General features: G+C 65.8%; 27 protein-coding genes. 21 read left to right on the top strand and 6 right to left on the bottom strand.

The genetic code is table 11. From position 1 onward, the window contains the following. Positions 1-150: 150 nt before the first annotated feature. Positions 151-873, bottom strand: coding sequence for an alpha/beta hydrolase (locus tag BFAL_RS07745; RefSeq protein WP_055427829.1), 723 nt, complete (start codon positions 871-873; stop codon positions 151-153). A gap of 283 nt (positions 874-1,156) precedes the next feature. Here BFAL_RS07745 and BFAL_RS11760 point away from each other — a divergent pair, with 283 nt between their 5' ends. Further along, complete coding sequence (locus BFAL_RS11760; protein WP_055427828.1) at positions 1,157-1,771, top strand: sugar O-acetyltransferase; 615 nt, start codon at positions 1,157-1,159, stop codon at positions 1,769-1,771. Here the strand turns inward: BFAL_RS11760 and BFAL_RS07735 are convergent. After that, the gene (locus BFAL_RS07735) at positions 1,707-2,486 is read right to left on the bottom strand and encodes a MurR/RpiR family transcriptional regulator (protein WP_082440464.1); all 780 of its coding nucleotides are present in this window, start codon (positions 2,484-2,486) and stop codon (positions 1,707-1,709) included. The two genes, BFAL_RS11760 and BFAL_RS07735, sit on opposite strands and share 65 nt — an antisense overlap. Positions 2,487-2,703: 217 nt before the next feature. Here BFAL_RS07735 and pyrB point away from each other — a divergent pair, with 217 nt between their 5' ends. From pyrB to pyrE, 7 genes are all read left to right on the top strand, one after another. Then, a complete protein-coding gene (gene pyrB, locus BFAL_RS07730) occupies positions 2,704-3,666 on the top strand; it encodes an aspartate carbamoyltransferase (protein WP_055427826.1) in 963 nt (320 codons plus the stop codon). Continuing rightward, entirely contained in the window at positions 3,666-4,100 is a 435-nt protein-coding gene (locus tag BFAL_RS07725) for an aspartate carbamoyltransferase regulatory subunit (RefSeq protein ID WP_055427825.1), read from the top strand. Before pyrB ends, BFAL_RS07725 begins: the two co-directional genes overlap by 1 nt. A gap of 10 nt (positions 4,101-4,110) precedes the next feature. After that, complete coding sequence (locus BFAL_RS07720; RefSeq protein WP_055427824.1) at positions 4,111-5,559, top strand: dihydroorotase; 1,449 nt, start codon at positions 4,111-4,113, stop codon at positions 5,557-5,559. 95 nt (positions 5,560-5,654) lie between these two features. Beyond that, positions 5,655-6,602, top strand: coding sequence for an orotidine-5'-phosphate decarboxylase (pyrF, locus tag BFAL_RS07715; protein WP_055427823.1), 948 nt, complete (start codon positions 5,655-5,657; stop codon positions 6,600-6,602). An 81-nt stretch (positions 6,603-6,683) separates the two neighbouring features. After that, on the top strand, positions 6,684-7,508 hold the full coding sequence (locus BFAL_RS07710) for a dihydroorotate dehydrogenase electron transfer subunit (protein ID WP_055427822.1): 825 nt from the start codon (positions 6,684-6,686) through the stop codon (positions 7,506-7,508). After that, positions 7,496-8,458 (top strand): dihydroorotate dehydrogenase, encoded by a 963-nt coding sequence (locus BFAL_RS07705; RefSeq protein WP_055427821.1) that lies wholly within the window; start codon positions 7,496-7,498, stop codon positions 8,456-8,458. The genes BFAL_RS07710 and BFAL_RS07705 overlap by 13 nt, the downstream gene beginning before the upstream one ends. 79 nt (positions 8,459-8,537) lie before the next feature. Further along, on the top strand, positions 8,538-9,239 hold the full coding sequence (gene pyrE, locus BFAL_RS07700) for an orotate phosphoribosyltransferase (RefSeq protein ID WP_055427820.1): 702 nt from the start codon (positions 8,538-8,540) through the stop codon (positions 9,237-9,239). Between the two features lie 141 nt (positions 9,240-9,380). Here pyrE and ybaK read toward each other — a convergent pair whose 3' ends face one another. From ybaK to BFAL_RS07685, 3 genes are all read right to left on the bottom strand, one after another. Continuing rightward, on the bottom strand, positions 9,381-9,890 hold the full coding sequence (ybaK, locus tag BFAL_RS07695) for a Cys-tRNA(Pro) deacylase (protein ID WP_055427819.1): 510 nt from the start codon (positions 9,888-9,890) through the stop codon (positions 9,381-9,383). A 129-nt stretch (positions 9,891-10,019) separates the two neighbouring features. Next, positions 10,020-11,078, bottom strand: coding sequence for a type I glyceraldehyde-3-phosphate dehydrogenase (gene gap, locus BFAL_RS07690; RefSeq protein WP_055427818.1), 1,059 nt, complete (start codon positions 11,076-11,078; stop codon positions 10,020-10,022). Positions 11,079-11,287: 209 nt separating this feature from the next. Next, positions 11,288-12,058 carry a thiamine diphosphokinase gene (locus tag BFAL_RS07685; RefSeq protein ID WP_236691712.1) on the bottom strand — a complete coding sequence of 257 codons (771 nt, stop codon included), beginning with the start codon at positions 12,056-12,058 and terminating at the stop codon, positions 11,288-11,290. A gap of 39 nt (positions 12,059-12,097) precedes the next feature. On the opposite strand from BFAL_RS07685, the gene BFAL_RS07680 reads away from it, so the two are divergent. The 13 genes from BFAL_RS07680 (at position 12,098) to BFAL_RS07620 (ending at position 25,328) form a co-directional block, all read left to right on the top strand. Further along, a complete protein-coding gene (locus BFAL_RS07680; protein ID WP_055427817.1) occupies positions 12,098-13,858 on the top strand; it encodes a spermidine synthase in 1,761 nt (586 codons plus the stop codon). A 287-nt stretch (positions 13,859-14,145) separates the two neighbouring features. Beyond that, positions 14,146-14,865: a translation initiation factor IF-3 gene (infC, locus tag BFAL_RS07675; RefSeq protein WP_082440463.1), complete on the top strand. Its 720-nt coding sequence runs from the start codon at positions 14,146-14,148 to the stop codon at positions 14,863-14,865. Further along, positions 14,846-15,043 carry a 50S ribosomal protein L35 gene (gene rpmI, locus BFAL_RS07670; RefSeq protein WP_055427815.1) on the top strand — a complete coding sequence of 66 codons (198 nt, stop codon included), beginning with the start codon at positions 14,846-14,848 and terminating at the stop codon, positions 15,041-15,043. The genes infC and rpmI overlap by 20 nt, the downstream gene beginning before the upstream one ends. Positions 15,044-15,090: 47 nt before the next feature. Beyond that, positions 15,091-15,474 (top strand): 50S ribosomal protein L20, encoded by a 384-nt coding sequence (gene rplT / locus BFAL_RS07665; protein ID WP_055427814.1) that lies wholly within the window; start codon positions 15,091-15,093, stop codon positions 15,472-15,474. A gap of 270 nt (positions 15,475-15,744) precedes the next feature. Next, complete coding sequence (gene xerD / locus BFAL_RS07660; protein ID WP_055427813.1) at positions 15,745-16,677, top strand: site-specific tyrosine recombinase XerD; 933 nt, start codon at positions 15,745-15,747, stop codon at positions 16,675-16,677. A 96-nt stretch (positions 16,678-16,773) separates the two neighbouring features. Continuing rightward, on the top strand, positions 16,774-17,613 hold the full coding sequence (locus tag BFAL_RS07655) for a ParA family protein (RefSeq protein ID WP_055427812.1): 840 nt from the start codon (positions 16,774-16,776) through the stop codon (positions 17,611-17,613). Positions 17,614-17,667: 54 nt separating this feature from the next. After that, positions 17,668-18,543 (top strand): segregation and condensation protein A, encoded by an 876-nt coding sequence (locus tag BFAL_RS07650; RefSeq protein WP_055427838.1) that lies wholly within the window; start codon positions 17,668-17,670, stop codon positions 18,541-18,543. Between the two features lie 20 nt (positions 18,544-18,563). Then, the gene (gene scpB, locus BFAL_RS07645; RefSeq protein ID WP_055427811.1) at positions 18,564-19,136 is read left to right on the top strand and encodes an SMC-Scp complex subunit ScpB; all 573 of its coding nucleotides are present in this window, start codon (positions 18,564-18,566) and stop codon (positions 19,134-19,136) included. A gap of 69 nt (positions 19,137-19,205) precedes the next feature. Then, positions 19,206-20,015 (top strand): NUDIX hydrolase, encoded by an 810-nt coding sequence (locus BFAL_RS07640; protein WP_055427810.1) that lies wholly within the window; start codon positions 19,206-19,208, stop codon positions 20,013-20,015. A 150-nt stretch (positions 20,016-20,165) separates the two neighbouring features. Then, on the top strand, positions 20,166-21,443 hold the full coding sequence (nadA, locus tag BFAL_RS07635) for a quinolinate synthase NadA (protein ID WP_055427809.1): 1,278 nt from the start codon (positions 20,166-20,168) through the stop codon (positions 21,441-21,443). 60 nt (positions 21,444-21,503) lie between these two features. Continuing rightward, entirely contained in the window at positions 21,504-23,147 is a 1,644-nt protein-coding gene (gene nadB / locus BFAL_RS07630; protein ID WP_055427808.1) for an L-aspartate oxidase, read from the top strand. Between the two features lie 16 nt (positions 23,148-23,163). Next, the gene (gene nadC / locus BFAL_RS07625) at positions 23,164-24,075 is read left to right on the top strand and encodes a carboxylating nicotinate-nucleotide diphosphorylase (protein ID WP_055427807.1); all 912 of its coding nucleotides are present in this window, start codon (positions 23,164-23,166) and stop codon (positions 24,073-24,075) included. Further along, on the top strand, positions 24,072-25,328 hold the full coding sequence (locus BFAL_RS07620) for a cysteine desulfurase family protein (RefSeq protein ID WP_055427806.1): 1,257 nt from the start codon (positions 24,072-24,074) through the stop codon (positions 25,326-25,328). Before nadC ends, BFAL_RS07620 begins: the two co-directional genes overlap by 4 nt. Before the next feature lie 304 nt (positions 25,329-25,632). Here BFAL_RS07620 and BFAL_RS07615 read toward each other — a convergent pair whose 3' ends face one another. Continuing rightward, positions 25,633-26,466 carry a putative endonuclease domain-containing protein gene (locus tag BFAL_RS07615; RefSeq protein WP_152973588.1) on the bottom strand — a complete coding sequence of 278 codons (834 nt, stop codon included), beginning with the start codon at positions 26,464-26,466 and terminating at the stop codon, positions 25,633-25,635. Between the last annotated feature and the right edge of the window lie 295 nt (positions 26,467-26,761).

The raw sequence follows: 26,761 nt of genomic DNA, 5'->3' as shown, positions 1-26,761 counted from the left end.
TAACACGAAGCCCGGAGAGCACACCGCCCCCGGGCTTCACCCATATGTATGCAGGCTACGACCGCTAAGACACGTGGATTGCATCGCAATCAATCAGCAAGGTACAGCGGTGGTGCGTCGTGAGTCTGCACGATGCACCACCGCACGGATTCACAGTCCCAGGAACATGCGGATATCCTTGATCTCCTCGTGATTAATCGAGTGCCCCATACCTGGGTATTCCCGATATTCCAGTTTCCCTGTAGTATCCAGCACACGACGAGCGGTGCGCTGATCCTTCTGCGGAATCGTGTGATCGTCGGCACCGTACAACAGCAGGAAACGCGTAGACGAATCGAAGCCGGTGAGATCGGTAGTTTCCTCCCCTTGGAACGACGGGCTCATCAATACCGCTGCGTCGAATACATCAGGGTGTTCACGCACGATACGGTACGACATGTAGCCGCCCTGCGAGAATCCGACGAGGATCTTCTTGCGGCTGGCGAACAAAGGCGAGTCGAGCAGCTCCACGACGGCATCACCCACACGCGAACATTCGCGTCGGCGCTCCTCGACCCCGCACCCGTCCGGATACCAGTACGCGCCGCCCATATATGGCCGGTCGTAGGTGGCTCGAAAGGAGAGATAGCTTGGTGCTGCGGTGAGTGGATGCGGATCGGCGTTGCCGGTGGAGCCATGGGAATCGGATGGTTGATGGGCATCGGGCGCCTGGCCTTCGTCGTGCGGGCCAGTGGCATACACCGCCTCGATGACGCGTACCATCTCATGCTCGTCGTTGCCGTACCCGTGGAACATGACGAACAGTCGGTCGTCGTGCTTTCCCGCCGTATCCGGGGGAATCGTATCGATTCGCTGCAATGCGCTGAGCCGCATGATTGCTCCAATCCCTTGTCCTACGGGCGTTCGCCCTTGCCTCCAGTGTACGAGGAGGACGTACGAGGCGACATCGTGGATGCAGTCGGTCGACGATTGCCTTCGCGCCAGTATGCTTCGAATGAGTGTTCCGGATTCGGAACGGAATGTGCCGCATCGGACCTGCTGACATCCGTCACGATGGCATCGCTACCATAGGAGATGCATTCTGAAGAGGACGGGAAACGGGAATGTGACGTGCAGGAGCGTGGCGATGACACTAGATGCATGCGAAACGAGTGATATGGACAATGCGGCGCGCCGGGATGCGGGATTGCCGTACCACTATGACGATCCGGCGATCATGGACGGGCAGCTCGCTTGGCAGGACAAACTGTGGGAATACAACCAGACCAGACCCACCGAACAGGAGCGTCGCGCCGAACTGCTCAAGGACATGTGCGCCGAAGTCGGCGAAGGCGCGCACGTCGAAACGCCGTTGCACGCGAACAACGGATGCCGCCGCGTGCACCTTGGCAAGGGCATCTACATCAACGCGTTCATGAGCATGGTCGATGATGCGGGGATTTGGATCGGCGACTATGCGATGTTCGGACCATCCGTCACCATCGCCACAGCCGGCCACCCCATTCTGCCCATCCTGCGCGAGCATCATTACACGTACGCGCTGCCCGTGCATATCGGGCGCAACGTGTGGGTCGGCTCCAACGTGAGCATTCTGCCGGGCGTGACCATTGGCGACAACAGTGTGATCGGCGCCGGTTCCGTCGTCACGCGCGACATTCCCGCGAACGTCGTCGCCGTCGGCAACCCGTGCCGCGTGCTGCGCGCGATCAACGATACCGACAATCCCGTTGACGATAATTCGCCTCGTTCGGATTCCCGTCCCGCAGCCTGACGAGACGTCGAGCCAACGATTCGATGACGAACACGGCGGGCAGCTGGCTGGTCGCGTTATAGCCGCCATTGACGCGTTCCGACGACAAGCCGGCGGCGAACGACCAATCGCACAGTCCTGCAAGCGTGCTGCCGGGCGTGTTCGTCAGCGCGAGCAACGTCGCACCGCGCGCCGCGAACCCCTCCATCAGTTCCAGCAGTTTCGGTGTCTCGCCGCTCTCCGACACGGCGACGACCGCCATGGTTTCCTTCGCGAAGGTGGAGACCGGATAGAACGCGTCCGTCAGCCCGATGGCGAACATGCCCATATTGGCGAACAGTCGTGCGCCGTAATCGGCGATGGTGCCGGACGAGCCCTCGCCGACGAACACAATCGGATCGGCATCCGCCAACAGCGCCGTCGCCTCGCCGAGCAATGACTCGAACGCAGGGGAGTCGGTGCGGGAGAAGAACAGCGACAGTTTGCCCAGATCGGCCTGCGGGGCAGGCGACGTACCCTGACCGGCCGCGGCTTCACGCGCCGCCTCCCTGAACGCGTCGAAACCATCGAAGCTCATCCGCGCGCACCAGCGCATCACCGTGGACGGCGACACGTACGTGGCCGCGGCGAGCTCGCGCACCGACATGTACGCCGCCGATTCCAGATGCGTGGAAACGAACCGGCATATCGTGAGCTCCATCCGGTTGCAACGCGCAAGCTGCTCAAAGGTGAACATGGCCCTTACTGTAATACGGTGGAATCCGTCGTCATCACGGACGTCACCGGTATATACCTGTGCAAGGTGAACGGAAGGTGACGCGCGGGGGACGGGCGGTGCGGCATGCGTCCCGAAAATGGTCTATAGTCGGATAGGTCACGTTAGTGGCCACCTTATCCGCTTCACGCACGAAAGGTGAGCCGTGTCAACTGAACAGGAACCGGCGGAGACGCCGATGCTCGGCAAAAGCGTCATCTCGCTCGACGATCTTTCCCTTCCCCAAATCACCGATTTGCTGCACAAGGCGCAGTACATCGATACGCATCGCAAGGAAGTGGCGCATACCTGCGACGGCAGGGTGCTCGCCACCCTGTTCTATGAGCCGTCCACTCGCACGCGCCTGAGTTTCGAGACCGCGATGCTGCGTCTCGGAGGCAAGGTCATCGGCTTCGCCGGCGCGCAGCTCGCCTCCGTCACCAAGGGCGAATCCATCGCCGACACGTTGAAGACCGTGTCCAACTACGTCGACGTGGTCGCGATCCGCCACCCGAAGGAGGGCGCCGCGCTCGTCGCCTCCCGAGCCGCCTCCGTGCCCGTCATCAACGCCGGCGACGGCGGCCACATGCACCCCACGCAGACGCTCGCCGACCTCGCCACCCTGCAGTCGCGCTTCGGACGCGTCACCGACCTGACCGTCGGCCTGTGCGGCGACCTCATGTTCGGCCGCACCGTGCACTCGCTCATCGAGACGCTGTGCCGTTTCGGCAACGTGCGTTTCGTGCTCATCAGCCCCGACGAGCTCAAGACCCCGCAGTACGTGCTCGACCGCATCGACGCCACGGAATCCTGCTCCTACGTGGAGGTCAAGGATCTGGCCTCCGTGATCGGCGACCTCGACGTGCTGTACATGACCCGCGTGCAGAAGGAACGTTTCTTCAACGAGGACGACTACCTGCGGCTGCGCGACACCTACATCCTCGACGAGGACAAGCTCTCCCTCGCCAAACCGGACATGGCTGTGCTCCACCCGCTGCCGCGCGTCAACGAGATCGCGGTCGAAGTGGATGACGACCCGCGCGCCGCCTACTTCGAACAGGTGAAGAACGGCATGCTCATGCGCATGGCGCTCGAAAGCACCGTGGTGGGCGACGAACTGCCCGGTTACGAACCGTTCGAAAACAAGGAGGTCCAGGCCTGATGGAGGTCACCAGCGTCCAGAACGGCATCATCATCGACCATGTGCCGGCCGGCACCGCGCTGAAGGTGCTCGAATACCTGAAGATCGATCCCGCGAAGACCAAGCTCGCGCTGATCATGAACACCGACAGCCACCTGTACGGCACGAAGGACATCATCAAGATCGAGGAGGGCGACGGCGAAAGCGACCCGCGCATCGACCTCGACGTGCTCGGCCTCGTCGCACGCACCGCGACGGTCGGCATCGTGCGTGGCGGCACCATCGTCGAGAAGAAGACGCCCACGCTGCCCGAGCATGTGGTGAACATCCTCACCTGCCGCAACCCCAGGTGCGTGACCACCACCGAACGCGGCATCGACCAGATGTTCCATCTGACGCATTCCGAGCGTCAGGAATACCGCTGCGACTACTGCGACGAGGAAGCCAAACTGTAAGGAGCCCGCAATGCCGATGCTGCGCAACATCAAGGTCTGGAACACCGACGAGATCATCGACGTGAAGGTGCCGCTCGCCGCCGACGCACTCGTGGAGGGCGTGCGGAGCGGCACGGACGGGTTCGACGACGTCGAGATCGACGCCACAGGGCTCACGCTCGCCCCCGGGTTCGCCGATCCGCACGTGCACTTCCGCGACCCCGGCCAGACCTACAAGGAGTCCATGGTCTCCGGTTGCGCCGCATCGGCCTCCGGCGGCTATACCGACGTGCTCATCATGCCGAACACCGTGCCCGCGATGGATGGCGAGCCCGTCACCGATCCGGAAGCTCCCGGTGCGAGGGAGGTGCTCGGGGTGGGGCGTACGGACGTCATCGACTTCCTCCAGCACTACGCCACAGACCACGACGTGACCCTGCCCGTGCGCTACGACCTGTGCGTGTGCGCGTCCAAGGGGCGCGCGGGGCGTGAGGCGACCGAACTGGAACGGTGGCGCCGCCACATGCCCGGCGTGGACGACCAGGCCAAGGACGCCGACCAGCTCGCGCACCCGGTGACCGCGATCAGCGACGACGGGTCCGCGGTCACCCCCGAAACCATCGACGACGTGTTCGCGCTCGCCAAGGCATCCGGACTGACGCTCATCGAGCATTGCGAGCATCACGACACGGGCGCGGTGAACGACGGTCCCGTCTCGCGCGCACTCGGCGTGCCCGGCATCCCCGAGGACACCGAGCTGAAGATCGTCGAACGCGACATCGCCAAGGCCCGCGAGACCGGCGTGCACGTGCACTTCCAGCACGTGAGCACCGCCATCAGCTTCGACGCGATCCGCGCCGCCAAGGCCGAAGGTCTGCCCATCACCTGCGAGACCGCGCCGCACTATCTTTCGCTGAGCGACGAGGCGCTGCTCAAGTACGGCACCCTCGCCAAGATGAACCCGCCGCTGCGTTCGGAAGCGGACCGCAAGGCGACCTGCGAGGCCGTGGCCGACGGCACCGTCGACCTGCTCGCCACCGATCATGCGCCGCACACCATGGCGGAGAAGGAGCTCGGATTCCTCGACGCTCCCAACGGCATCATCGGTCTCGAATGCGCGTACGGCGTATGCCACGCCACGCTCGTGGACGGCGGCTACATCTCCGACGAGCGTCTCATCGAGCTTATGAGCGTCGCCCCGATGCGGCTCATGGGGCATGAGGCCACCGACGTGACCGCCCTGCTCGACCGCGAGACCGACGCCTCGCGCGAGCCGGACGCCAAGCGCGTGCTCGACCTGGGGGCGGTGAAGGACACGGACGGCATCGGTCTCGTCGTGCTCGATACGGCCGCCGCATGGACCGTGGACCCGGAGGCCTTCCATTCGAAGGCTCGCAACACCCCGTTCGGCGGCTGGGACGTCACCGGGCGCCCGCTCGCCACCATCATCGGCGGCGCCATGGTCTTCAGCCGTCTGTGAGGTCTGTGACATAACGACATCAGTGACGTCCGTGACCGCATGATTCCAGCGGCGACGTCGCCGGGACAGAGAGCAACCACAAGGAAAGGAAACGTATGGACCGCCTGATCGACGCCATCGAAGCGACGCAGAATCCGAGCGTCGTCGGAATCGACCCCACTGAGGCGCTCGTGCCGCCGCAGGTGGTCGCGAGCTTCGCCGATGAGGTGCGCGACTCGGTCGAGACGCCGGAGGAGCTGCCCGCCGCGCAGCTCGCCGTCGCCTTCTACGAGTTCAACCGCACCATCATCGACGCGGTGGCTGGCATCGTGCCCGCCGTCAAACCCCAGATCGCCATGTACGAGGCGCTCGGCCCCGCCGGCATCGACGTGTACACGATGACCTGCGACTATGCCGCCAGCCGCGGCCTGTACGTGCTCGCCGACGTCAAACGTGGAGACATCGGCTCCACCGCCGCCGCATACGCGCATATGCTCACCGGCGTGGACGGGTTCGACCCGTGGAAGGTGGACGCCGTTACCGTCAACCCGTATCTCGGCACCGACGGCATCACGCCGTTCGTCGACGCCGCCAAGGAAAGCGACAAGGACCTGTTCGTGCTCGTGCGCACGTCCAACCCCTCATCCAGCGAGCTGCAGATGCTCGACCTCGCCGACGGCTCGAAGGTGTACGAGCATGTCGCCGACCTCGTCGAAGGCTGGGGCGCCGATTCGATCGGTGCGCACTGCTACTCGCGCGTCGGCGCGGTCGTCGGCGCCACCCACCCCGAAGAGGGCAAGGCGTTGCGCGCGCGCATGCCGCACACCTTCTTCCTCGTGCCCGGCTACGGCGCACAGGGCGGCACCGCCGCCGACGTGCGCGGCATGTTCGACGCGGACGGCTCCGGCGCCATCGTCAACTCCTCCCGCGGCATCATCGGCGCATGGAGGAAGGACGGACGCTACAACCCGTCCATGTCCGCCGACGACGCGCTGGCGCTCGTCGACGAGACGGCGCGCGACGCCGCCATCCGCATGCGCGACGATCTGCGCGCCGTGCTGTGACGTCCCGCGCCGTTCCCATGCGACGGCGCCATCCAGACAGTTTCCCGATCATCCCGATAGTCCATCCGATAAGGAGCAACATTGACCGCCTTCACCCCGACCTATGACGTGGTGGACGAGGCCGTCGCGGCCGGATACTTCCCGCCGCGCCACCCCGTCGAGATCACCGACGCCGTCGAGCTCACGCCCGGCGTGGTGCGTCTGACGTTCAGGGACCCGTACATCGCGAAGCATGCGCGCCCCGCGCAGTTCGTGAACCTGTTCACCTACGATCCGCTCATGCCGATGCCGCGTCCGTTCGGCGTCAGCGAGACCGACGGCGACTTGGTAAGCGTCATCTTCGCCGTCGTCGGCAAAGGCACCGAAGAGTTCGCCGGACTCGATGCCGGAGACAGCATTCAGGTGTTGGGGCCGCTGGGCAGGCCGTTCGACACGAAGCAGGCCGCGCACTACGTGCTTGTCGCCGGCGGACTCGGCGTGCCGCCGCTCATCTACACGGCACAGCGTCTCGCCGCCGACCCGGCAGCGCGCACCACCGCCGTGTTCGGCTACCGCAACGAGCATTTCGCCGACCGCTTCATCGAACCGTATGCGGACGCTACGGTGAGCATCGACGAATCGGAGGGCAACGTCATCACCCTGCTCGACCGTCTCGAGGCCGATGGCGGTCTGACCGTCGACGGCCTCGACACGGTGATCCTCTCCTGCGGCCCGCTGCCGATGATGAAGGCCGTCGCCGCATGGGCCGCGAAACGCGATCTGGCTTGCCAGCTGAGCATGGAGCAGCGCATGGGCTGCGGCTACGGCACATGCGTGCTGTGCACCGTCGACACCGTCGACGGACGACTGAAGGTGTGCGCCGACGGACCGGTGTTCACCCGCGAACGGCTCGGATGGGGGGAGTGACGATGACCGACGGCAAGCACATCAATCTGTACGAGGAGCACGAGTGGAAGCACCCCACGCAGGTCGCGGGAGTCACCTGGAAGAACCCGGTCGCCACCGCTTCCGGAACCTTCCAGTACGCGGCCGTGCGCTGGTTCTATGATGTGAGCCAGCTCGGCGCCGTCTCCACCAAGGGCTGCTCGCCCGTGCCGTGGGAAGGCAATCCGTCGCCGCGCACCGCGGAGGGACCCGCGTCCAACATCAACGCCGTCGGGTTGCAGAACCCGGGCGTCGACCACTATCTCATCGACGACTTGCCGAAACTCAAGCAGGCGGGCGCCACGGTCGTGGCGAACGTGGCCGGCCACAGCGATGACGACTATGCGGCCGTCGTCGCCAAACTCGCCGACTCCGACGCGGACATGCTGGAGATCAACGTGAGCTGCCCGAACGTCACGCACGGCGGCATGAGCGTCGGCACCGACCCGGTCGCCCTCGCCAAGCTCATGGACCGTCTGCGCCCGATGACCGACAAGCCGATCATCGTCAAGCTGACGCCGAACGTCACCGACATCACCGTGCCGGCACGCGCCGCAGTCGAACATGGCGCGGACGCGCTGAGCATGATCAACACGCTGCTCGGCATGCGCATCAACATCCGCACCGGCGAGCCGATCATCGCGAACACCACCGGTGGCGTGTCCGGTCCGGCCGTGCTGCCCATCGGACTGGTCGCCGTGTACCGTACGCGCACCGTGCTGCCGGAGATCCCGATCATCGGCATCGGCGGCGTCGATTCCGGCGAGAAGGCCCTCGAATACCTGTACGCCGGCGCGAACGCCGTCGAGGTGGGGGCGGCGGCCCTGTTCGATCCGGTCGCCCCGTTGCGTGTGGCCCGTGAACTCGATGACCTGCTCGATGACCGCCCAGAACTCGCCGCGAAGCTCGCGGCCGGCGGGACCTGGCGCTGACCGGGCGCAGACGACGGACACAGACGGACGCCAACGAACGAATCGCTGGCGAAGGACAACTCGCAAGAAGGAGACCACCATGACCGACAATGCATCGCTCGACATCCGATTCACCCGGTTCCTGCTCGAATCCAAGGCGTTGAAATTCGGCGACTTCACATTGAAATCCGGGCGCAAGTCCCCGTACTTCATCAACGCGGGCGCATTCGACGACGGACGCAAGATCGCCACGCTCGGCGCGTTCTACGCCGAGAAGATTGACTCCGAAATCGAAGCGGGCAACCTGCCGAAGGACATCGACACCGTGTTCGGGCCCGCATACAAGGGCATCCCGCTGGGCGTGTCCACGGCGATTGCGCTCACGTCCGTGCATGGCATGGAGGTCGGATACACGTTCGACCGCAAGGAGAAGAAGGACCACGGCGACGGCGGCATGATGGTCGGCACGCAGCTCAAGGACGGCATGAAGGTGCTGCTCGTCGACGACGTGATGACCGCCGGCACCGCCGTGCGCGAGGTCATCCCGAAGCTCAAGGCCGAGGCTGACGTCGAGGTCGTGGGGCTCGTGCTGTCCGTCGACCGCATGGAGAAGACTAAGGATTCCGACACGTCCGCCGTGAAGGCGGTCGAAGCCGAATTCGGTTTCCCGGTGTTCGCCATCGCGAACGTGCGTGAGATCTTCGAAGCGGGGCGTGCGATCCGCACCGCCGACGGCGAACCGTATGTGACCGATGCCATCAAGGCCGCTGCGGACGCGTATCTCGCGAAGTACGGCGCGTGACGGTCGTATGGTTCCCGTGCCTGCGCAATGCGGACGGTGCGGGAACCATACCGGGCAATGAAGTGGCCTCTCGTATGGCATGTCATATTGCTCATGCCACGCGAGAGGCCACTTGCGCATGCTGCCGGTATGGTGCCTCGGTCACCACGTGCCGATGGGCGCGGCGACGGCATCGAGGACCGTGAGCAGATCCTGGGGGGCGATGCCGACCGAGAAGCCGCGTTTGCCGCCGGAGACGAGGATCGTGTCGAACCGCAGGGCGCTTTCGTCCAATACCGTCTTGTGATGCGTCTTCTGCCCGAGCGGGGAGATGCCGCCGACCACGTAGCCGGATTCGCGCATGGCTACCTTCGGATCGGCCATGGCCGCCTTCTTCGCGCCGACTGCCGCGGCCAACGCCTTGAGATCCATATGCCCGCTGACCGGCACCACTCCGACCACGCGTTCGGAGCCGGTATCCGCCATGAGGGTTTTGAAGACCTGATGCTCGTCGAAGCCGAGTTTCTTCGCCGCCTCGACGCCGTAGCCGTCGTCCATGTGGTCGCTGGAGTGCTCGTATTCGTATGGGGTGAACGTGATGCCCGCCTGCTCCAGTTGTACGGTCGCCGGCGTGGAGCCAGCGCCTTTCTCGTGTTTCTTTTTCTTCGCCATATCCGACTGTTCTACCCGCGTGGGGTGACGAGGGAACGGAGCCTGAAATACAGTAGGCCCCGCTCGAGGGGAGCGGGGCCTACCATGCCTAAAGCCTTATGAGGCGATCACGGACGAATCCGCGTTGGCTCACTCGGAGATCTCGGCGAAGTACAGCAGGGTACGGATCATGTTGGAGGTGAAGCCGTACTCGTTGTCGTAGAAGGAGACCGTGCGGGCCAGAGTCAGGCCGTCGATGGTGTTGACATCGGTCTGGGTCGGGTCGAAGACGCCACCGTGGGTGTCACCGAGGATGTCGGAGGAGACGATGCCCTCATCGTTGTAGCCGTAGTAGTCCGTGTCGGAGAAGGCGGCCTTGAAGGCGTCGTTGATCTCGTCGACGGTGGCGGCCTTCTCGAGGACAGTGGTCAGCTCGGTGACGGAGCCGTCCGGAACCTGCACGCGCTGGGCGTGGCCCTGCAGCTTGCCGTTGACGGACGGAACGACCTTGCCGATGGCCTTGGCGGCACCGGTGGAGTGGGCGATCGTGTTGATGCCCGCGGCGCGCAGGTTGCGGCCGGACTTGGTGCCACGCGGGCCGTCCAGCAGCATCTGGGTGCCGGTGTAGGCGTGGATGGTGGTCATGAAGCCGGCCTTGATGCCGAACTTCTCGTCCAGCAGCTTGACCATGGCGGCCATGGAGTTGGTGGTGCAGGAACCGGCGGAGACGATGTTGTCGGAGGCCTTGAGGATGTCGTGGTTCACGCCGAACACGACGGTCGGGGTGACGTCGTCCTTGGCCGGGGCGGAGATCAGGACCTTCTTGGCACCGGCGTTGAGGTGGGCCTGGGACTTCTCGGCGGAGGTGTAGAAGCCGGTGCACTCGAGGACGAACTCGACACCGTCGTTCTTGACCCACGGAATGTTGTTGGCGTCCTTCTCGGCGTAGACCTTGTATTCCTTGCCGTCGACGACGATGGAGTCCTCGGTGGACTTCACGTCGACCGGCGTGCCGTCGTCGTGACGGAAGGTGCCGTGGGTGGAATCGTACTTCAGCAGGTAGGCCAGCGTGGCCGGAGTGGTCAGATCGTTGATGGCGGCAACTTCGATGTCGCCGGCCTGGCCGCCACGAGCCTGCAGCTCGAAGATGCGGCGGAAGGCGAGACGACCGATGCGACCGAAGCCGTTGATACCAATCTTAACTGTCATGTAATTCTCCCTTGTAGGGTAACGCCGGCGCGCTGGACACACCGGAGCCATTGTTTACCAACATGGCCTACTGTAGTGCGTCGCCTGTACGAAACGCAACGTCTTCCACCGTGTTTCAGCGGAAAATCCGCAAAAATTCCGTGAGCGTTCACATGGCGTGGGCGCCATGACGTCGCATGGCGCCCACGCGCGGCGCACGTGCCTGCGGCTCATTGCGCCAGCAGCGCGGAGACGTGCGTGTCCAACGCGCCCAGGTCGCCGCCGGGCGTCCGCGTCCGCGTCACCCGCGGCATGGGCGCCTCCGCCGGGAACGTGACCACCAGCGTCCCGTCGCGCACCTCGACCGCCCCGGGCATGCCCGGGCGGAACTCGTTGCTCACCCCCAGCACCGAATCATCGGCCAGGTCACCGTCCATCAGCTCGTACTTCAATCCGGGCTCGCTCACGCCCCGGGCCGTGCCGGAATGCGAGAACACGGACACCATGCGCCCGGGCGTGGCGTCGTGCGCCGCGAAGTCGAGACGGGCGTCGCAGATGGCCGTCACGATAGTGCCGTCGCCGTGCAGGAACCCGATGCCGCCGTGACGCGCGACGCGCGCCATCAGCCGGATCGCGGAAAGCGTATGGTCGATGCGGCCGCCCAACGCGCCGTACACGTGGAACGTGCGGCAGCCGTGGGCCCACGCCACCTTCAGCGCGCTCAGCAGATCCGGGTCGTCCTTCATGGGGGGCAGCGCGATCGTGCGCGTTCCCGCGGCGGGGGGCGCGCCGGCGAGAGAATCGAAATCGCCCACCACCACGTCGGGCGCGACGCCGGCCTCGCGCGCATGGTCGAGCCCGCCGTCCGCCGCGACGACGAACGCGCCCTCCGAGACCGCTATCGGGCGGTAGTCGGGGGAACGGTAGTATTCGCCCGCGGCGAAGACCACGCATACATCGCCGCCGTCGCGTGCGTCGGCCGCATCCATATCCTCGTCCATAACCGCCCAGTGTACGCGAGATGTAATAGTCTTCGTCCCATGGCAGTGAAAACAGCGGCGAGCGACAGGCCCATCCTCAAGTCCAAGACGTTCCTCTATGTCACCGAGTTCTTTTCCGGCATGGCCGTGATGGCCGCCGAACTCGGGGCCTCGCGCCTGCTGGCACCGTACTTCTCCAGCTCGCAGATCGTATGGACCATCATCATCGGGACCATCATGATCGCCCTCGCGCTCGGCGCGGTGTTCGGCGGCCGATGGGCGGACCGCGACCCGAACCCCGACAAGCTCTACCTGCGCATCATGGCCGCCGCCGTATGGATCTCGCTCATACCGCTCGTCGGCAAATACGTCGTCCTGCTCGTCTCCGGGCTGCTCATCGTCACCGTGTCCACGAACTTCCTCGTCATCGCGGCCTTCGTCAGCTGCATGATCGTCTTCGTGCCGCCGCTGTTCCTGCTCGGCACCGTCACCGCCGGACTCAACAAATTCGCCACCGACTCGCTCGACGACAACGCCTCCGTCGTCGGCAGGCTGTCCGCATGCAACACCATCGGCTCCATCCTCGGCACGTTCCTGCCCACGTTCGTCACCATCCCCGCGGTCGGCACGTTCGTGACGTTCCTCGTCTTCTCCGGCATGCTGCTCGCCATCCCCATCGTCTACTTCCTGTCGATGAAGGCCAGGCGCGTTCTGTGCGCCGCCTCCGCAGCCGTCTTCGTGGTCACGTCATGCCTGTCGCCGATGAGCGGGTTCGCGTTCTGGGAGAACTCGGCCACCCTCGCCTACGAGGGCGAATCCATCTACAACTACCTGCAGGTGAAGAACCTGTCCGACCGCACCATCCTGTCCACGAACGTGCTCTTCGGCGTGCAGTCCGTCACGATGAAGGGCCAGGGACTCACCGGCATGTACTACGACACGGCGCTCGCCGCGCCCGCGCTCGCCGACCATGCGCGTTCCGCCCTGATTCTCGGCATGGGCACCGGCACCTACGCCCGCCAGCTGAAACGCTACTATCCGCGGATGAGCGTGCGGGGCGTGGAGATCGACGGCAAGATCACGCGTCTCGCCGGCGAATACTTCGACGCGCCGGCCGACGTGCCCGTGGACACCTACGACGGGCGCGCATGGCTCGCCGCCAGCCGCGACAAGTACGACGTGATCATGGTCGACGCCTACCAGGACATCACCATCCCGTTCCAGATGAGCTCCGACGAGTTCTTCTCCATGGTGCGTGAGCACCTCAACCCCGGTGGCGTGATGGTCGTCAACATGAACATGGTCTCCGACGGCGAAGGCTCGATCAACGAGGCGCTGCAGACCACCATCGCCGCCGTGTTCGACGGCTCGTGCCGCATCGGCACGACGTACACGGCGGACGTCCCCGGCACGACGAACCGCGAGCTGTTCGCCAAGGCGCCCACCGCCGGCGAGCTCGAACGCTACGACGGGTGCAGCGACTCGTGGCGACGCACAGGTGCCGTCGGCACCGTCTCCGAGCCGTTCACCTCGACGATGAAGGACGACGCGACGGCCGCGGCGCTGCGCGCGCAGACCTGGGAACGTACCGGGGACGGCGCGCTCGCAGCGTACATGAGCGAGGTGGGCGGCAGGATGAAGCCCGTAGGCGATCCTTCACCGGACGGCGCCGACGACACGCTCATCCTCACCGACGACCACGCGCCGGTCGAACTGCTCGGCATGAACGCCATCGACGGGATCATCGCCGAGGAGGCCGGCCCGTACCGTGAGATCCTGCGCAAGGAGGGCATCGGCGGGCTGCTGCGCGAAGTGGGGTGATGGTCCGGACGGCCGGCAGGCGACACGCGGATTGGATTCGTCCTGGCCTGTGGTAGACTAACCGCTTAGCTTGAGAAATCAAGAAAGCGGGGCAACCCCACCTGGAAGCCTTTCACGGCCTCGGGTCCACGGCATACAGCCAGTCGTCTTCTGTGGTTTTCGCAGGGATGAGAGCTGCGCGCACGGCGCGATACAGCGAATGAGGCGATACACGCCATAGTATACGGCATGCCATGGAATCGGGACGGATTTGAGGTTGACGGTGGCTCCGCTACGGAAAACAGAGGATTGGAGTCATCATCAGCGACGAACCACGCATTAACGACGAGATTCGCGTCTCGCAGGTGCGCCTGATCGGCCCGAACGGCGAACAGGTGGGAGTCATCGCGACCTCGGTCGCCCTCAACCTGGCGAAGGAAGCGAACCTCGATCTCGTCGAGGTGGCGCCCAACGCGAAGCCTCCGGTCGCCAAGCTCATCGATTACGGCAAGTTCAAGTACAACGAGAAGATCAAGGCTCGTGAGGCTCGCCGCAACCAGAACACGGCCGAGATCAAGGAGATCCGCTTCCGCCTCAAGATCGACGACCACGACTTCGACGTGAAGAAGGGCCACGTGGTCCGATTCCTCAACGGCGGAGACAAGGTCAAGGTCACCATCATGCTGCGTGGCCGCGAGCAGTCCCGCCCGATCGGGGGCGTGGAGCTGCTGCAGCGTCTCGCCGCCGAGGTGGAGGAGTACGGCACCATCGAGTCCCGCCCCAAGCAGGAGGGCCGCAACATCATCATGACGCTTGCGCCCAAGGGCAAGAAGGTGCACACCCAGTCCGAGCAGCGCCGGCGCGGCGCCGAATCCCGCGCCGAACGCCAGGCCCGCCAGGCCGCGCGCCTCGCCGCCAAGCAGGAGGCGCAGGCCCAGGCCGCAGCCGAAGCGAAGGCCTCGGTCTCCGCCGCGACTTCCATCAACAACACCAACAAGGAGGGCAGCAATGCCGAAGATGAAAACTAATTCCGCCGCTTCCAAGCGTGTCCGTCGTACCGGCACCGGCAAGCTGATGGCGGTCGGCAGCGCCATGCGCCACAACCTTGAGCACAAGTCCGCCCGCCAGCGCCGCGCGCTGAAGGCCGACGAGGTCCTCGCCGGTCCGCAGGCCAAGAAGCTCAACCGCCTGCTGGGCGCCCGCTGAGCCAGTTCGAGAAGTAGAGACATCTTAGAAAGCTGAGGAAATAGAATATGGCACGTGTCAAGCGCGCAGTGAACGCCCACAAGAAGCGTCGCGTCGTTCTCGAAAGGGCCTCCGGCTACCGCGGCCAGCGCTCCCGCCTGTACCGCAAGGCCAAGGAGCAGCTGCTCCACTCCTTCAACTACAACTTCCGCGACCGCAAGGCCCGCAAGGGTGATTTCCGCAAGCTGTGGATCCAGCGCATCAACGCCGCGGTCCGCGCCGAGGGCATCACCTACAACCGCTTCATCCAGGGTCTGAAGCTGGCCGGCATCGAGCTGGATCGCCGCGCCCTCGCCGAGATCGCCGTCTCCGACGCGGACACTTTCAAGGCCATCGTTGAGGCCGCCAAGGCCGCCCTGCCCGAGGACGTGAACGCCCCGAAGGCCGCCTGATTCGAACGTCATCGTTCGCGATGACTCATGCGAGGCTCCCTCACCGCCGGTGACGGGAGCCTCGTGTCGTGTGTAGGAGGCATGCAAGGCACCGCAAGATGCCGCCCGCACATGTCCGTGCCCATCCACGGACCCATGGTGCGGTAACACAATTTCTCCATAACCCCGGTAATCAGCGGTTTTCGCACACCGCACCATGGCACGTTCACCGCACCATGGGAGAAGACGTGCCGGGCGGAACGTGCCGGGCGGAACGTAGACTGGGCATCCATGATGCAAGAGGATGACGGATTCGACCGGCTGCTGGCGCAGTTCATCACGCATATCGACGTGGAACGCGGTCTGGCGAGGGCGACGGTCGCGGCATACCGTTCCGACCTCGAACGGTACGTGTCCTTCCTGAAGTCAAGAGGCGTCGCAAGTCCCGACGCCATTGCGAAACAGGATGTGGAGGACTACGTCGCCGCATTGGACGCCGCCGGCGAAAGCGCGCGCTCGAAGGCCCGAAGGCTCGCGGCCGTTCATGAGCTCCACCGTTTCGCCCTCGGCCGAAACACGGTCGCTGCCGACGTCTCCGCCGGGGTGAAGGCCCCCAAGGGCGCGGTCACGCTGCCCGACGTGCTGACGGTCGACGAGGTCGCGCGGCTGCTCGACGCGGTGCCCGTGGAGGGCGACGACCCGGTCATGCTGCGCGACAAGGCGCTGCTCGAATTCATGTACGCGACCGGGTGCCGCGTCTCCGAGGCGGTGGGGGCCGATCTCGACGACATCGATCTGGACGTCAGGGCCGCCCGGCTCATGGGCAAGGGATCGAAGCAGCGGCTCGTGCCGGTCGGCGGCTGCGCATGCACGGCGATGCGCCGGTATTTGGAACTGTCACGGCCCGTGCTGGAGGCGAAGGACCGTTCCGGGAGACCGGAACGGCGCGCGGTGTTCCTCAACAAGCGCGGGCGGCGGATGTCGCGCCAATCCGTGTGGGAGGTTGTGAAGGCGGCGGGGGAGCGCGCCCGCATCGGCAAGCCGCTCCATCCGCATACGCTGCGCCACTCGTTCGCCACGCATCTCATCCAGGGGGGCGCCGATGTGCGCACCGTGCAGGAGCTGCTCGGCCATGCGTCGGTCACCACCACGCAGATCTACACGCATGTCAGCCCCGAGAATCTCATCGAGATGTACCTGACGTCGCATCCGCGCGCCAGATGAACGACGGACGCGCGGATGCCGGCACCCGGCGCATGACGGCACCTCCGGCGGCGTCGCTGACGACAATCCGAAGCGGAGGATGATAAGGTGAAGCATATGCCTACCGATATGCTTGGACGCGAGTATGAGACCTTCCCCGCCCCCGGACCGTTGCGGCAGCACGGCCCGGCGAGGGTCATCGCCATGTGCAACCAGAAGGGCGGCGTAGGCAAGACCACGAGCTCCATCTCCATCGCGGGCGCGTTGAGCCAGTACGGCCGCCGCTGCCTGATCGTCGATTTCGACCCGCAGGGCGCCGCCACCGTGGGGCTCGGCATCAACGCGAACACCGTGGAGAAGACCATCTACAACGCGCTGTTCGACTTCCGCATGGACGTACACGAGGTGGTGCGCCACACCGCCTTCGAGAACCTCGACATCATCCCCGCGAACATCGACCTGTCCGCCGCCGAGGTGCAGCTTGTCACGGAGGTGGGGCGCGAGCAGATCCTCGCGCAGGTGCTCAAGCCGTTGCGCGATGAATACGATGTCATCATCATCGACTGCCAGCCGTCGCTCGGTCTGCTCACCGTCAACGCCCTGACGGCGGCGGACGGCGTCATCATCCCCGTGGCCGCGGAGTTCTTCGCGCTGCGCGGCGTCGCCCTGCTCATGCAGTCCATCGAGAAGGTGCAGAGCCGCATCAACCCGTCGTTGAAGGTGTATGGCGTGCTCGTCACGATGTTCACGCGCACGCTGCACTGCGAGGAGGTCATGCAGCGCATCTACGAGGCGTTCCAGGACAAGGTGTTCCACACCGTCATCTCGCGCTCCATCAAACTGCCCGATTCGACCGTGGCCGCCGCGCCGATCACCATCTTCGCACCGCAGCACAAGACCAGCAAGGAGTATCGCGAAGTGGCGCGCGAGCTCGTGGCCAACGGGGTCATCGCCTGAATGAGCATCGAACAGGATTCCTCCGCCGTGGTGTCCGCGGTGGACGGCACGGCCATGCCCTCCGCCGCGGATACCGGTGATGCGCCCTCCGGCGGATTCACCGTGGACCTCGACGTGTATTCCGGTCCGTTCGACGTGCTGCTCGGCATGGTCGCGAACCGCAGGCTCGAACTGACCGAGGTGTCGCTGTCGGCCATCACCGAGGAGTTCCTCGACTACGCCCGTGGTCTCGACTTCGCCGCGGACATGGACGAGGCCAGCTCCTTCCTCGACATCGCCGCGATTCTCGTCGAGGCGAAAAGCGCGGCGCTGCTGCCCGCCGATTCGTCCGGGGAGTACGACGCGCAGAGCATGGAGGCGTTGCGCGAGCGCGACCTGTTGTTCTCCCGGCTGCTGCAGTACCGTGCGTTCAAACGGGCGGCGGCGGAGTTCCGCGTGCGCATCGCCGCGAACGCCGGAAGATTCGCGCACCCGGGACGGACGGACGGTACGGCGGCGGCGGCGTTGCTGCCCGAACTGGTATGGACGCTCGGTGCGGATGAGTTCGCGGGTCTCGCCGCACGCGTGCTCGCCTCCTCGCCCGTCGCCGAGGTGAGCACACACCAGCTGCACGTCCCGTTGGTCGATCTGGAGGAGCAGGCACGCCTGGTCCGGGCCCGTCTCGACGCGCTCGGGGAGGGAGGCTCCCTCACGTTCGCGCAGTTGGCGGACGACGCGCGCGGCCGCGCGGAGGTCGTCGCGCGGTTCCTTGCCGTGCTCGCGCTCTTCAAACAGGGATTGGTGCAGTTCAGGCAGAACGGTCCGTATGAGACGCTTCATCTGCGCTGGATGCCCCGTGCGAAGGATTCCGCCGATGCGTCCGCGACGCGGGATGATGACGGACAGGATGAAGGCGTGAGCGAGGACGGTCGCGACGGCGGCAGGGCATAGACGAAGGAAAGGAATCACGGATGAACGTGGAGGATTACCCCGGCGGGCTCAAGGCATGTCTGGAGGCGATGCTCATGGTCGCGGACGAGCCGATCGTCCCCGCGGATGCGGCCCGTGTGCTCGGTCTTGACGAGGCGGTGGTGACCGAGGCGCTGGAGCGTCTGCAGGACGCCTATGAGGTTTCGAAGCGCGGGTTCGAGTTGCGCAGGACGGCACGAGGATGGTCGTTCGCGAGCCGCGCGGTCTACGAGCCGGTCGTCGCCGCGTTCGTCACCGACGGGCAGACGGCCCGTCTGGGGCAGGCGGCGCTCGAGGCGCTGGCCGTGGTCGCCTACCGCCAGCCGGTGACGCGCGCGCAGGTGTCCGCGATTCGTGGCGTCAATTCGGACGGCGTAGTCCGTTCGCTCATCGTCAGGGGATTGGTGCGGACCGCCGGCGTCGACGCCGAGTCACGCGCCACCCTGCTCGTCACCACCGGGTTGTTCCTGGAGAAACTGGGCCTCGACTCGTTGGACGACCTGCCCAAGCTGGCGCCGTTCCTGCCTGATTCGATAGGCGAAGTGGCCGCTGATGCCAGCGGCATCAACTTATAGTCAATTTGACTATAAGTGGTGCTAGGCTGATGCACCGTCAAGGAAACCACGGATGAACGGAAGTGGACGATGGGCATCGGCAACGTCTCGGAACGGCGTCTCGCGCCACCTGAGGTCGGCGTATCCGTCGTGGTGCTCGCATTGGGGCCGGACGCGACCTCATCGCGAAGCCGCCTGTGGATGCCGCTCGTCAGGCGCGTGCGCCAGCCGTTCCTCGGGCGATGGGCGCTTCCGGGCGGCGGCCTGAACGCGGGACGATCGCTGGAGCAGTCCGCATACGGCGCACTCGAATCGACCACATCACTGCATCCGCGCTATCTGGAGCAGCTCTACACCTTCGGCGATCCGGACCGCTCATGCGGTGGACTGCCGATGGTGTCCATCGTCTACTGGGCGCTGGTCGGCAACGCGGAGGCACGCGACTTCCGCGAAGGCGACAACGTCAAATGGTTCCCCGAAGACGAACTGCCCGAACTCGCATTCGACCACCGCGCGATCATCGATTACGCGCTGTGGCGTCTGCGCACCAAAATCGCCTACCCCGATCTGGCCGCGAAACTCGTCGGCGAGACCTTCACCCTGAGCCAGCTGCACGACGTGGTCGAAGCCGTCACCGGCGAACAGGTGGACCTCGCCAACTTCCGCCGGCGTATCCTCGCCTCCGGCGAGCTCGAGGACACCGGTGCCAAGGAGCGCGTCGGCCATCACAGACCCGCGACCGTATACCGGTACATCTCGCGCGCGGCGCCCGGACCATGGAACCCGTACGACTGGACCGGTTCGGCTCCCGACACGCCGCGTGACGCACGCAGTCCCGACGGCGACGGGCGTCCTGCCGACGACGACCCGCTGTCCGCACTCATGCCGACGAGCCGATAGCCGGCCATTCCCGATAGCCCCGAACGCCTCACGCTTGCCATACCGAACCCACGGCGGCGTGAGGCGGGGCGAAGCACACCCGAAACCAGCCGATATGCATCCGGACACCCAACCGGCATCGGCACCATCAACCGTGACGAAAGGAACATCATGACCGCCACATTCACCGCGCCATCCGTCGACGAGATCATCGCCCGCCTCGGCGCCCAAAGCACCTGCGACGCGGGGCTCACCCTCGACCCGTGGCATTTCGACACCACCAAACCCAGCTACGGCCCCGGCGCCTCCATGCTCGACCGCCTGCCGGGCAACGCGCCCCGCCAGCAGGTGCTGCCCGACGAATACCGCAACGCCTCCGACGACGAACTCCAGCAGCGCATCGCCGACGCCAAGCGACGTCTCGGCTCCAAACTGCTCATCCTCGGCCACTTCTACCAGCGCGACGAGATCATCCGCCACGCCGACTTCGTCGGCGACTCGTTCCAACTCGCCAAGAACGCCACCGAACGCCCCGACGCCGACCACATCGTGTTCTGCGGCGTGCATTTCATGGCCGAAACCGCCGACATCCTCTCCACACCACGCCAGACCGTCACGTTGCCGAACCTGTCCGCCGGCTGCTCGATGGCCGACATGGCCGACATCGACCAAGTCGAGGAGGCATGGGACCAGCTCGGCGAGATCTGCGGCCGGAGCAAGGACGTTGACGGTCTGCAGCCGATCATCCCCGTCACCTACATGAACTCCTCCGCCGCGCTGAAGGCGTTCTGCGGCCGCAACGGCGGCATCGTATGCACGTCCTCGAACGCGCACGCCGTGCTTGAATGGGCGTTCGCGCGAGGCAGGCGCGTCCTGTTCTTCCCCGACCAGCATCTCGGACGCAACACCGCACGCGCCATGGGCGTGCCGCTGAACGAAATGCCCCTGTGGGATCCGTTCAAAGCCATGGGCGGCGCCGCCGACCCGTCCGCCTACGCGGCCGCGAAAATGATCCTGTGGAAGGGCTTCTGCTCCGTGCACCAGCGCTTCACCGTCGAACAGATCGAACGCGCGCGCGGGGCGTACCCGGGCGTCAAGGTCATCGTCCACCCCGAATGCTCGATGCAGGTCGTCGACGCGGCCGACGGCACCGGTTCCACCGCGTACATCGTCAAGGAGATCGAGAACGCGCCCGCCGGCTCCGCCATCGCCGTCGGCACCGAAATCAACCTCGTCAACCGCCTCGCCGCCCAACACCCCGACAAGACCGTGTTCTGCCTCGACCCGGTCGTCTGCCCCTGCTCGACCATGTACCGCATCCACCCCGCCTACCTCGCATGGGCGCTGGAGAACCTCGAGCAAGGCAACGTCGTCAACCGCATCACCGTCGACGAAGACACCGCCCGCGAAGCCAAGATCGCGCTCGAACGCATGCTGCGCGTGCACTGAAAGCTGACCTGCGGCGAACCGGAACGCAATCCGATCGAAAAGAAGGAAGAGAAGCAGATCATGAGCGGGGAGAACCGCATCATCGTCATCGGAGCCGGCGCCGCCGGACTGTCCGCGGCGCTCGCCGTGGCCGGCGAAGGCCGCGACGTGACGCTCGTCACCAAAACCGACCTCGTCGAATCGAACACCTACCACGCGCAGGGCGGCATCGCCGCGGCCATCTTCGCCGACGACGATCCGAAACTGCACGCCGCCGACACCATCGCCGCCGGTCACGGACTGTGCGACCCGAAGGCCGTCGACATCCTCACGCGCGAAGGCGCCGACCGCGTGCGCGAATTCGCCGCAGCCGGCGTGCGTTTCGACCGCGACGCGCAGGGCCGCATGCTGCGCGGGCTCGAGGCAGCGCACTCGCGCGCCCGCGTCGTCCACGCCGGAGGAGACGCCACCGGCAAAGTGCTTGAACTCGATGTGTCCGCCATGGTGCGCGCGAACCCGCGCATCCACATCGTCGAACACATGTTCCTCAGGGACCTCATCGTGCGCGACGGGCGTGTGGCCGGAGTCGCGCTGATCGACGGTTCCGACCCGCAGACGCCGCGGAACACGACGTTCGACGCCGACCGCGTCATCCTCGCCACCGGCGGTGCGGGACGCATGTACCCGTACACCACGAACCCGGCCGTCGCCACCGCCGACGGACTCGCCGCCGCATGGCGCGCCGGAGCGCAGGTCGCCGACCTCGAGTTCTACCAGTTCCACCCCACCGCGATGGCCGTCGGCGAACACTTCCTCGTCTCCGAAGCCGTGCGCGGCGAGGGCGCGGTCCTGCTCGACGAGCACGGACGCCGCTTCATGACCGACGTGGACCCGCGGGCCGAACTCGCGCCGCGCGACGTCGTAGCCCGCGAGAACTTCCGCGTCATGCAACGCCAGAACGGCCGCCCGGTCATGCTCGACACATCCCCGATGCGGCGCGAGCACGCCGATCTGGCCGGGTTCCTCGCGCACCGCTTCCCGACCATCGACGCCTACGTGCGTTCCCTCGGCTACGACTGGAGTCGCGAGCCGATCCCCGTCGCGCCAGCCGCCCACTACTACATGGGTGGCATCCGCACCGACCTCGACGGCCGCGCCTCCATCCCCGGACTGTACGCGGCCGGCGAATGCGCGCGCACCGGCGTCATGGGATCGAACCGTCTCGCCTCCAACTCGCTGCTCGAAGGACTCGTCTACGGTCGTCGCGCCGGACTCGCCGCCGTGCATGACGCGGACGACGTCGTGTGGGACCCGCAGCCGCTGCTGAATTCCGCCACCGGACTCGCCTATGACGAGCCGCCGGTCGCGCTCGCCGCGCCGTCAAGCACGACGGCGGGCGACGGTACGGATGCGAACGAACCGTGGGACCGCGACCGCATCGAACAGGCCATGTGGGCCGGCGTGGGCGTCCTACGCGACGCGGATGGGCTCGCGCGCGCCGCCGACGCGCTCGGACGCGGACTCGCCGCCGCCGACGCGCACGCCGCCGCTGCCGGTGACGGCATCGATGTGACCGCGCTCGAAAACCGCAACATGCTCACCGTCGGCCGCGTGGCCGCCGTCGCAGCGCTCGCCCGGACCGAATCACGCGGCGCGCACGCCCGCACCGACTTCACCGAGCCATGCGACGAATGGGCGCACTCCGTCGCCTACATGAGACGCTGACCCGGAAAGGACACCCATGCTCACCCCACACCTCATCCACACCGCCGTCGAAACGGCGCTCGCCGAGGACGCGCCCTACGGCGACGTGACCTGCGAGACCACCATCCCGGCCGACGAGACCGGCGTCGCGAACCTGACCGCACGCGAGAACGGCGTGATGAGCGGCATCGACGTGTTCACGGCCGCGTTCCACACGCTCGACCCCACCATCGCCGTCGACATGCGCATCGCAGACGGCGAACCGTTCGCCGCCGGACAGACGCTCGCCACGATCCGCGGAAACGTGCGTGCCATGCTCACCGCCGAACGCGTCGCGTTGAACTTCACGCAGCATATGAGCGGCATCGCCACGATGACTGCCGCGTTCGTCGCCGCCGTCGACGCGATATACGAGGACGGAGCGGCCGATGCGGATGGCACCGGTCCGGTCACGATGCCGCGTCGCTACGCGCGCACACGCATCGCCGACACGCGCAAGACCACGCCCGGCCTGCGCCCGTTCGAGAAATATGCGGTCGTCTGCGGAGGCGGACACAACCACCGCTACGGCCTGTCCGACGCGGTCATGCTGAAGGACAACCACCTCGCCGCGCTCGCCGCGCGAGGCATCGACCTCGCCGGCGCGATCCGCCACGTGCGCGAACAGGTCGGCCACACCACGCACATCGAAGTGGAGGTCGACCGCCTCGACCAGATCCCTGCCGCGATCGAAGGCGGCGCCGATACGATCATGCTCGACAACTTCACGCTCGACGACACACGCCGCGGCGTCGCGCTGATCGACGGCCGCGCCATCGTCGAGGCGAGCGGCAACATGACCCTCGAGCGTGTACCGGCGGTGGCCTCCACCGGCGTGGACGTGATCTCCGTAGGCGCGCTCACCCATTCCGTATGCGCCGTCGACCTCGGATTGGACTGGGCGAAATGACCGATTCGACCATGAAGACCCCCGCCGCGAGCGCCGGCGCCACCGACGATGCCGAACTCTACCTCGACGCGGCCGCCACCGAGCCCGTGAGCCGCGACGTCATCGATGCGATGCTCCCGTTCCTCACCGACGCGTACGCGAACCCCGCCAGCGTGCACCAGCCCGGCAAAACCGCCGCACACGCGCTCGACGCGGCGCGCGCCGCCTTCGCCGCCGGGCTCGGCGCGAAACCCGACGACGTGATTTTCACCTCCGGCGGCACCGAATCCGACAACCTCGCCGTCAAAGGCATCGCCATGGCACGCATGCGCCGGCTCGGGCTGCGTCCCGTATACGATGCCGCGGGAGAGCCGGACGCCCGACGCCCGCGCATCGTCATCTCCGCGATCGAACACCCCGCCGTCGCGCAATCCGCCGACTGGCTCTCGCACTGGTTCGGTTTCGAGGTCGTGCGCATCCCCGTCGACCACGAAGCGCACCTCGACCTCGACGCGCTCGCGCGCGCCCTCGACGGCGAGGCGGGGGAACGGACCACGCTCGTCTCCGCCATGCTCGCCAACAACGAGGTCGGCACCATCGAACCCGTGGAACGCATCGTCGCGCTCGCCCACGCGCATGGCGTGCCCGTACACGTCGACGCCGTGCAGGCCGCAGGGCTCATCCCCGTCCGCATGCGCGACTGGGACGTGGACGCCCTGAGCGTCTCCGGGCACAAGTTCGGCACCCCCAAGGGACTCGGCGCACTGCTCGTGCGCGGACGCACCCCCATCGAGCCGATCCTCTCCGGGGGAGGGCAGGAACGCGGACTGCGCTCCGGCACGCAGAACGTGGCCGGCGCCGTCGCGCTCGCCATCGCCCTGGACGGGTCGAACCGGCGCATGGCTGCGCGATACCGGCAGCTCGTCGCCTCGCGCGACATGCTCATCGACGCGGTGAGACGGGTCGTGCCGCGCGCCGAACTGACCGGCGACCCCGAGCGGCGACTGCCCGGACACGCCTCGTTCATCTTCCCCGGCGTGACCGGCGAGGCGCTGCTCGTCGATCTGGACGCGCGCGGCATCGCCGCATCCTCCGGCTCCGCGTGCGCGATCGGCCGGCACGAGATTCCCGCCACGCTGCTTGCCATGGGAATCGAGCCGCAGGTCGCGAAATCCGCGCTGCGCATGACGTTCCGCGAGCCACTCACCCGTGAGCAAATCGAGCGGATCTCGCTCGCGATAGAGGAATCGTATACGGACCTGACACGGCGGTAGATGAAATAACGGACTGCACCGCTGCCCGGAGCGTTCGGGAGCAATCGGACCGCGGCAATGAGGTGGATGGCGCACGGCTGGTGCCCAGAACGGGGAATAACCGGTGTCGACAACATTCCGCGCATCTTAGGTACATAGGACGTTTCTTAGGTTGTTGATTCCGTGGGGAATGCGACGGAAACGCTTGATTCGGTGGAGCGATTCGTCTGGGTAGGTGCCTAGGGAGCACACGATGTACCTAGGAAATGTGCCGGTGGGATTCGATGGGCCGATCCGGAATCGGCGGGATGCGGTGCAGCCCCGTTCAGCGGCTCCTTCTTCGCCCGATCTCCTTCGCGACCATCGCGAGGAAGGCATTCAGATTATGTTCGTTTGCCAGTGTGACTTTAGTGGCGACGAAACAGGCCATTCCCAAGGCCGTCAGCCGGTTCCTTTTGTCCAGATCGGTCTCCCATCGATCCATCGTGTAATGGTATCGGCCGTCGTACTCGATGATGATGTCGTGATCCGGCAACGCCATGTCAACCATGTACCGGGTACCCCGCTGCGGGTCGTCCACGACGTGGTTCACGGTCATGCGTGGAAGGCCGTATTGTTCAGCGGCCAATCGGAGCACCGACTCCTGCGGGGAGTCGGTGCCCTCTACGCTGTAGGAGAGCGCTTTGCGGCACAGCCGTACACCGGGGAATCGGCCGAGAGAGCCGATGTGTTCGGCGAGCTCGGCGTGGCTCATTACCCGCATCGACTGGTTGCGGCAGGTCAGCCAATCCATAGCCACCACAAGGCTTGGCAGATCTGTGTACTTGGCCATCTGGCATATCGCATCGGCGGCGGAGACACACCCTATCCGCTCGTCCGGGAACGAGGATGCCACTGGCCGGTCCCAAAGGTGGACCTGTACGTCGCGCAGTCGTCGGAGCTTGTCCGCCGAATCGACGCAGGCGTGCAGGCGTCGGTCGTCGAACCCCGGGCTGAGGTTCAACGTCGCGGACATGCCATGCAGGCGTAAGGCAGTGGTGTGGCTGAAGCACAACGATGACGTGGTGCGCATGGCCGCGCCCCGGCATGCGTCGTGTGTCCGTCGCGCCAGCGTCGCGGCTTCGTCCAGAGTGAAGAACGTGTGATACGAAGGGTCCATGACATGACAGTAGAGGTCGGTCGCACCGGAAGACAAGCCCGTCCGGGCATTGTGGATAATACCTTCGCAGGAGGCGTGTTCCAACGGTTTTCAGCAGTTGGTAATGGTTCGTGGCGCCATAGGGAGTTGACTCCATATGGCTGGGCGACGTGATTCCCATGGCATGGCGCAGACCCATGATGGGCTGGTGCCTCCGGTTCCGTCTGGGAATACGGAGGTGATATCCCCGTTGGCGTTGGTGCCGTCGATGGTGCCGATGGCTTGCCTTGGATGATGTCGGGCAGACGGCGTGTGG

Source organism: Bifidobacterium aesculapii (assembly GCF_001417815.1).
Classification (GTDB): Bacteria; Actinomycetota; Actinomycetes; order Actinomycetales; family Bifidobacteriaceae; genus Bifidobacterium; species Bifidobacterium aesculapii.
Note: the sequence above shows the minus strand (reverse complement) of the source record. Positions and strands in the feature narration are given on the sequence as shown.

Bases quoted from the DNA above. Each gene is read 5' to 3' on its own strand.
- BFAL_RS07745 (WP_055427829.1), bottom strand. From the start codon at position 873: ATGCGGCTCAGCGCATTGCAGCGAATCGATACGATTCCCCCGGATACG.
- BFAL_RS11760 (WP_055427828.1), top strand. From the start codon at position 1,157: ATGGACAATGCGGCGCGCCGGGATGCGGGATTGCCGTACCACTATGAC.
- BFAL_RS07735 (WP_082440464.1), bottom strand. From the start codon at position 2,486: ATGTTCACCTTTGAGCAGCTTGCGCGTTGCAACCGGATGGAGCTCACG.
- pyrB (WP_055427826.1), top strand. From the start codon at position 2,704: ATGCTCGGCAAAAGCGTCATCTCGCTCGACGATCTTTCCCTTCCCCAA.
- BFAL_RS07725 (WP_055427825.1), top strand. From the start codon at position 3,666: ATGGAGGTCACCAGCGTCCAGAACGGCATCATCATCGACCATGTGCCG.
- BFAL_RS07720 (WP_055427824.1), top strand. From the start codon at position 4,111: ATGCCGATGCTGCGCAACATCAAGGTCTGGAACACCGACGAGATCATC.
- pyrF (WP_055427823.1), top strand. From the start codon at position 5,655: ATGGACCGCCTGATCGACGCCATCGAAGCGACGCAGAATCCGAGCGTC.
- BFAL_RS07705 (WP_055427821.1), top strand. From the start codon at position 7,496: ATGGGGGGAGTGACGATGACCGACGGCAAGCACATCAATCTGTACGAG.
- pyrE (WP_055427820.1), top strand. From the start codon at position 8,538: ATGACCGACAATGCATCGCTCGACATCCGATTCACCCGGTTCCTGCTC.
- ybaK (WP_055427819.1), bottom strand. From the start codon at position 9,890: ATGGCGAAGAAAAAGAAACACGAGAAAGGCGCTGGCTCCACGCCGGCG.
- gap (WP_055427818.1), bottom strand. From the start codon at position 11,078: ATGACAGTTAAGATTGGTATCAACGGCTTCGGTCGCATCGGTCGTCTC.
- BFAL_RS07685 (WP_236691712.1), bottom strand. From the start codon at position 12,058: ATGGACGAGGATATGGATGCGGCCGACGCACGCGACGGCGGCGATGTA.
- BFAL_RS07680 (WP_055427817.1), top strand. From the start codon at position 12,098: ATGGCAGTGAAAACAGCGGCGAGCGACAGGCCCATCCTCAAGTCCAAG.
- rpmI (WP_055427815.1), top strand. From the start codon at position 14,846: ATGCCGAAGATGAAAACTAATTCCGCCGCTTCCAAGCGTGTCCGTCGT.
- rplT (WP_055427814.1), top strand. From the start codon at position 15,091: ATGGCACGTGTCAAGCGCGCAGTGAACGCCCACAAGAAGCGTCGCGTC.
- xerD (WP_055427813.1), top strand. From the start codon at position 15,745: ATGATGCAAGAGGATGACGGATTCGACCGGCTGCTGGCGCAGTTCATC.
- BFAL_RS07655 (WP_055427812.1), top strand. From the start codon at position 16,774: ATGCCTACCGATATGCTTGGACGCGAGTATGAGACCTTCCCCGCCCCC.
- BFAL_RS07650 (WP_055427838.1), top strand. From the start codon at position 17,668: ATGCCCTCCGCCGCGGATACCGGTGATGCGCCCTCCGGCGGATTCACC.
- scpB (WP_055427811.1), top strand. From the start codon at position 18,564: ATGAACGTGGAGGATTACCCCGGCGGGCTCAAGGCATGTCTGGAGGCG.
- BFAL_RS07640 (WP_055427810.1), top strand. From the start codon at position 19,206: ATGGGCATCGGCAACGTCTCGGAACGGCGTCTCGCGCCACCTGAGGTC.
- nadA (WP_055427809.1), top strand. From the start codon at position 20,166: ATGACCGCCACATTCACCGCGCCATCCGTCGACGAGATCATCGCCCGC.
- nadB (WP_055427808.1), top strand. From the start codon at position 21,504: ATGAGCGGGGAGAACCGCATCATCGTCATCGGAGCCGGCGCCGCCGGA.
- nadC (WP_055427807.1), top strand. From the start codon at position 23,164: ATGCTCACCCCACACCTCATCCACACCGCCGTCGAAACGGCGCTCGCC.
- BFAL_RS07620 (WP_055427806.1), top strand. From the start codon at position 24,072: ATGACCGATTCGACCATGAAGACCCCCGCCGCGAGCGCCGGCGCCACC.
- BFAL_RS07615 (WP_152973588.1), bottom strand. From the start codon at position 26,466: ATGGACCCTTCGTATCACACGTTCTTCACTCTGGACGAAGCCGCGACG.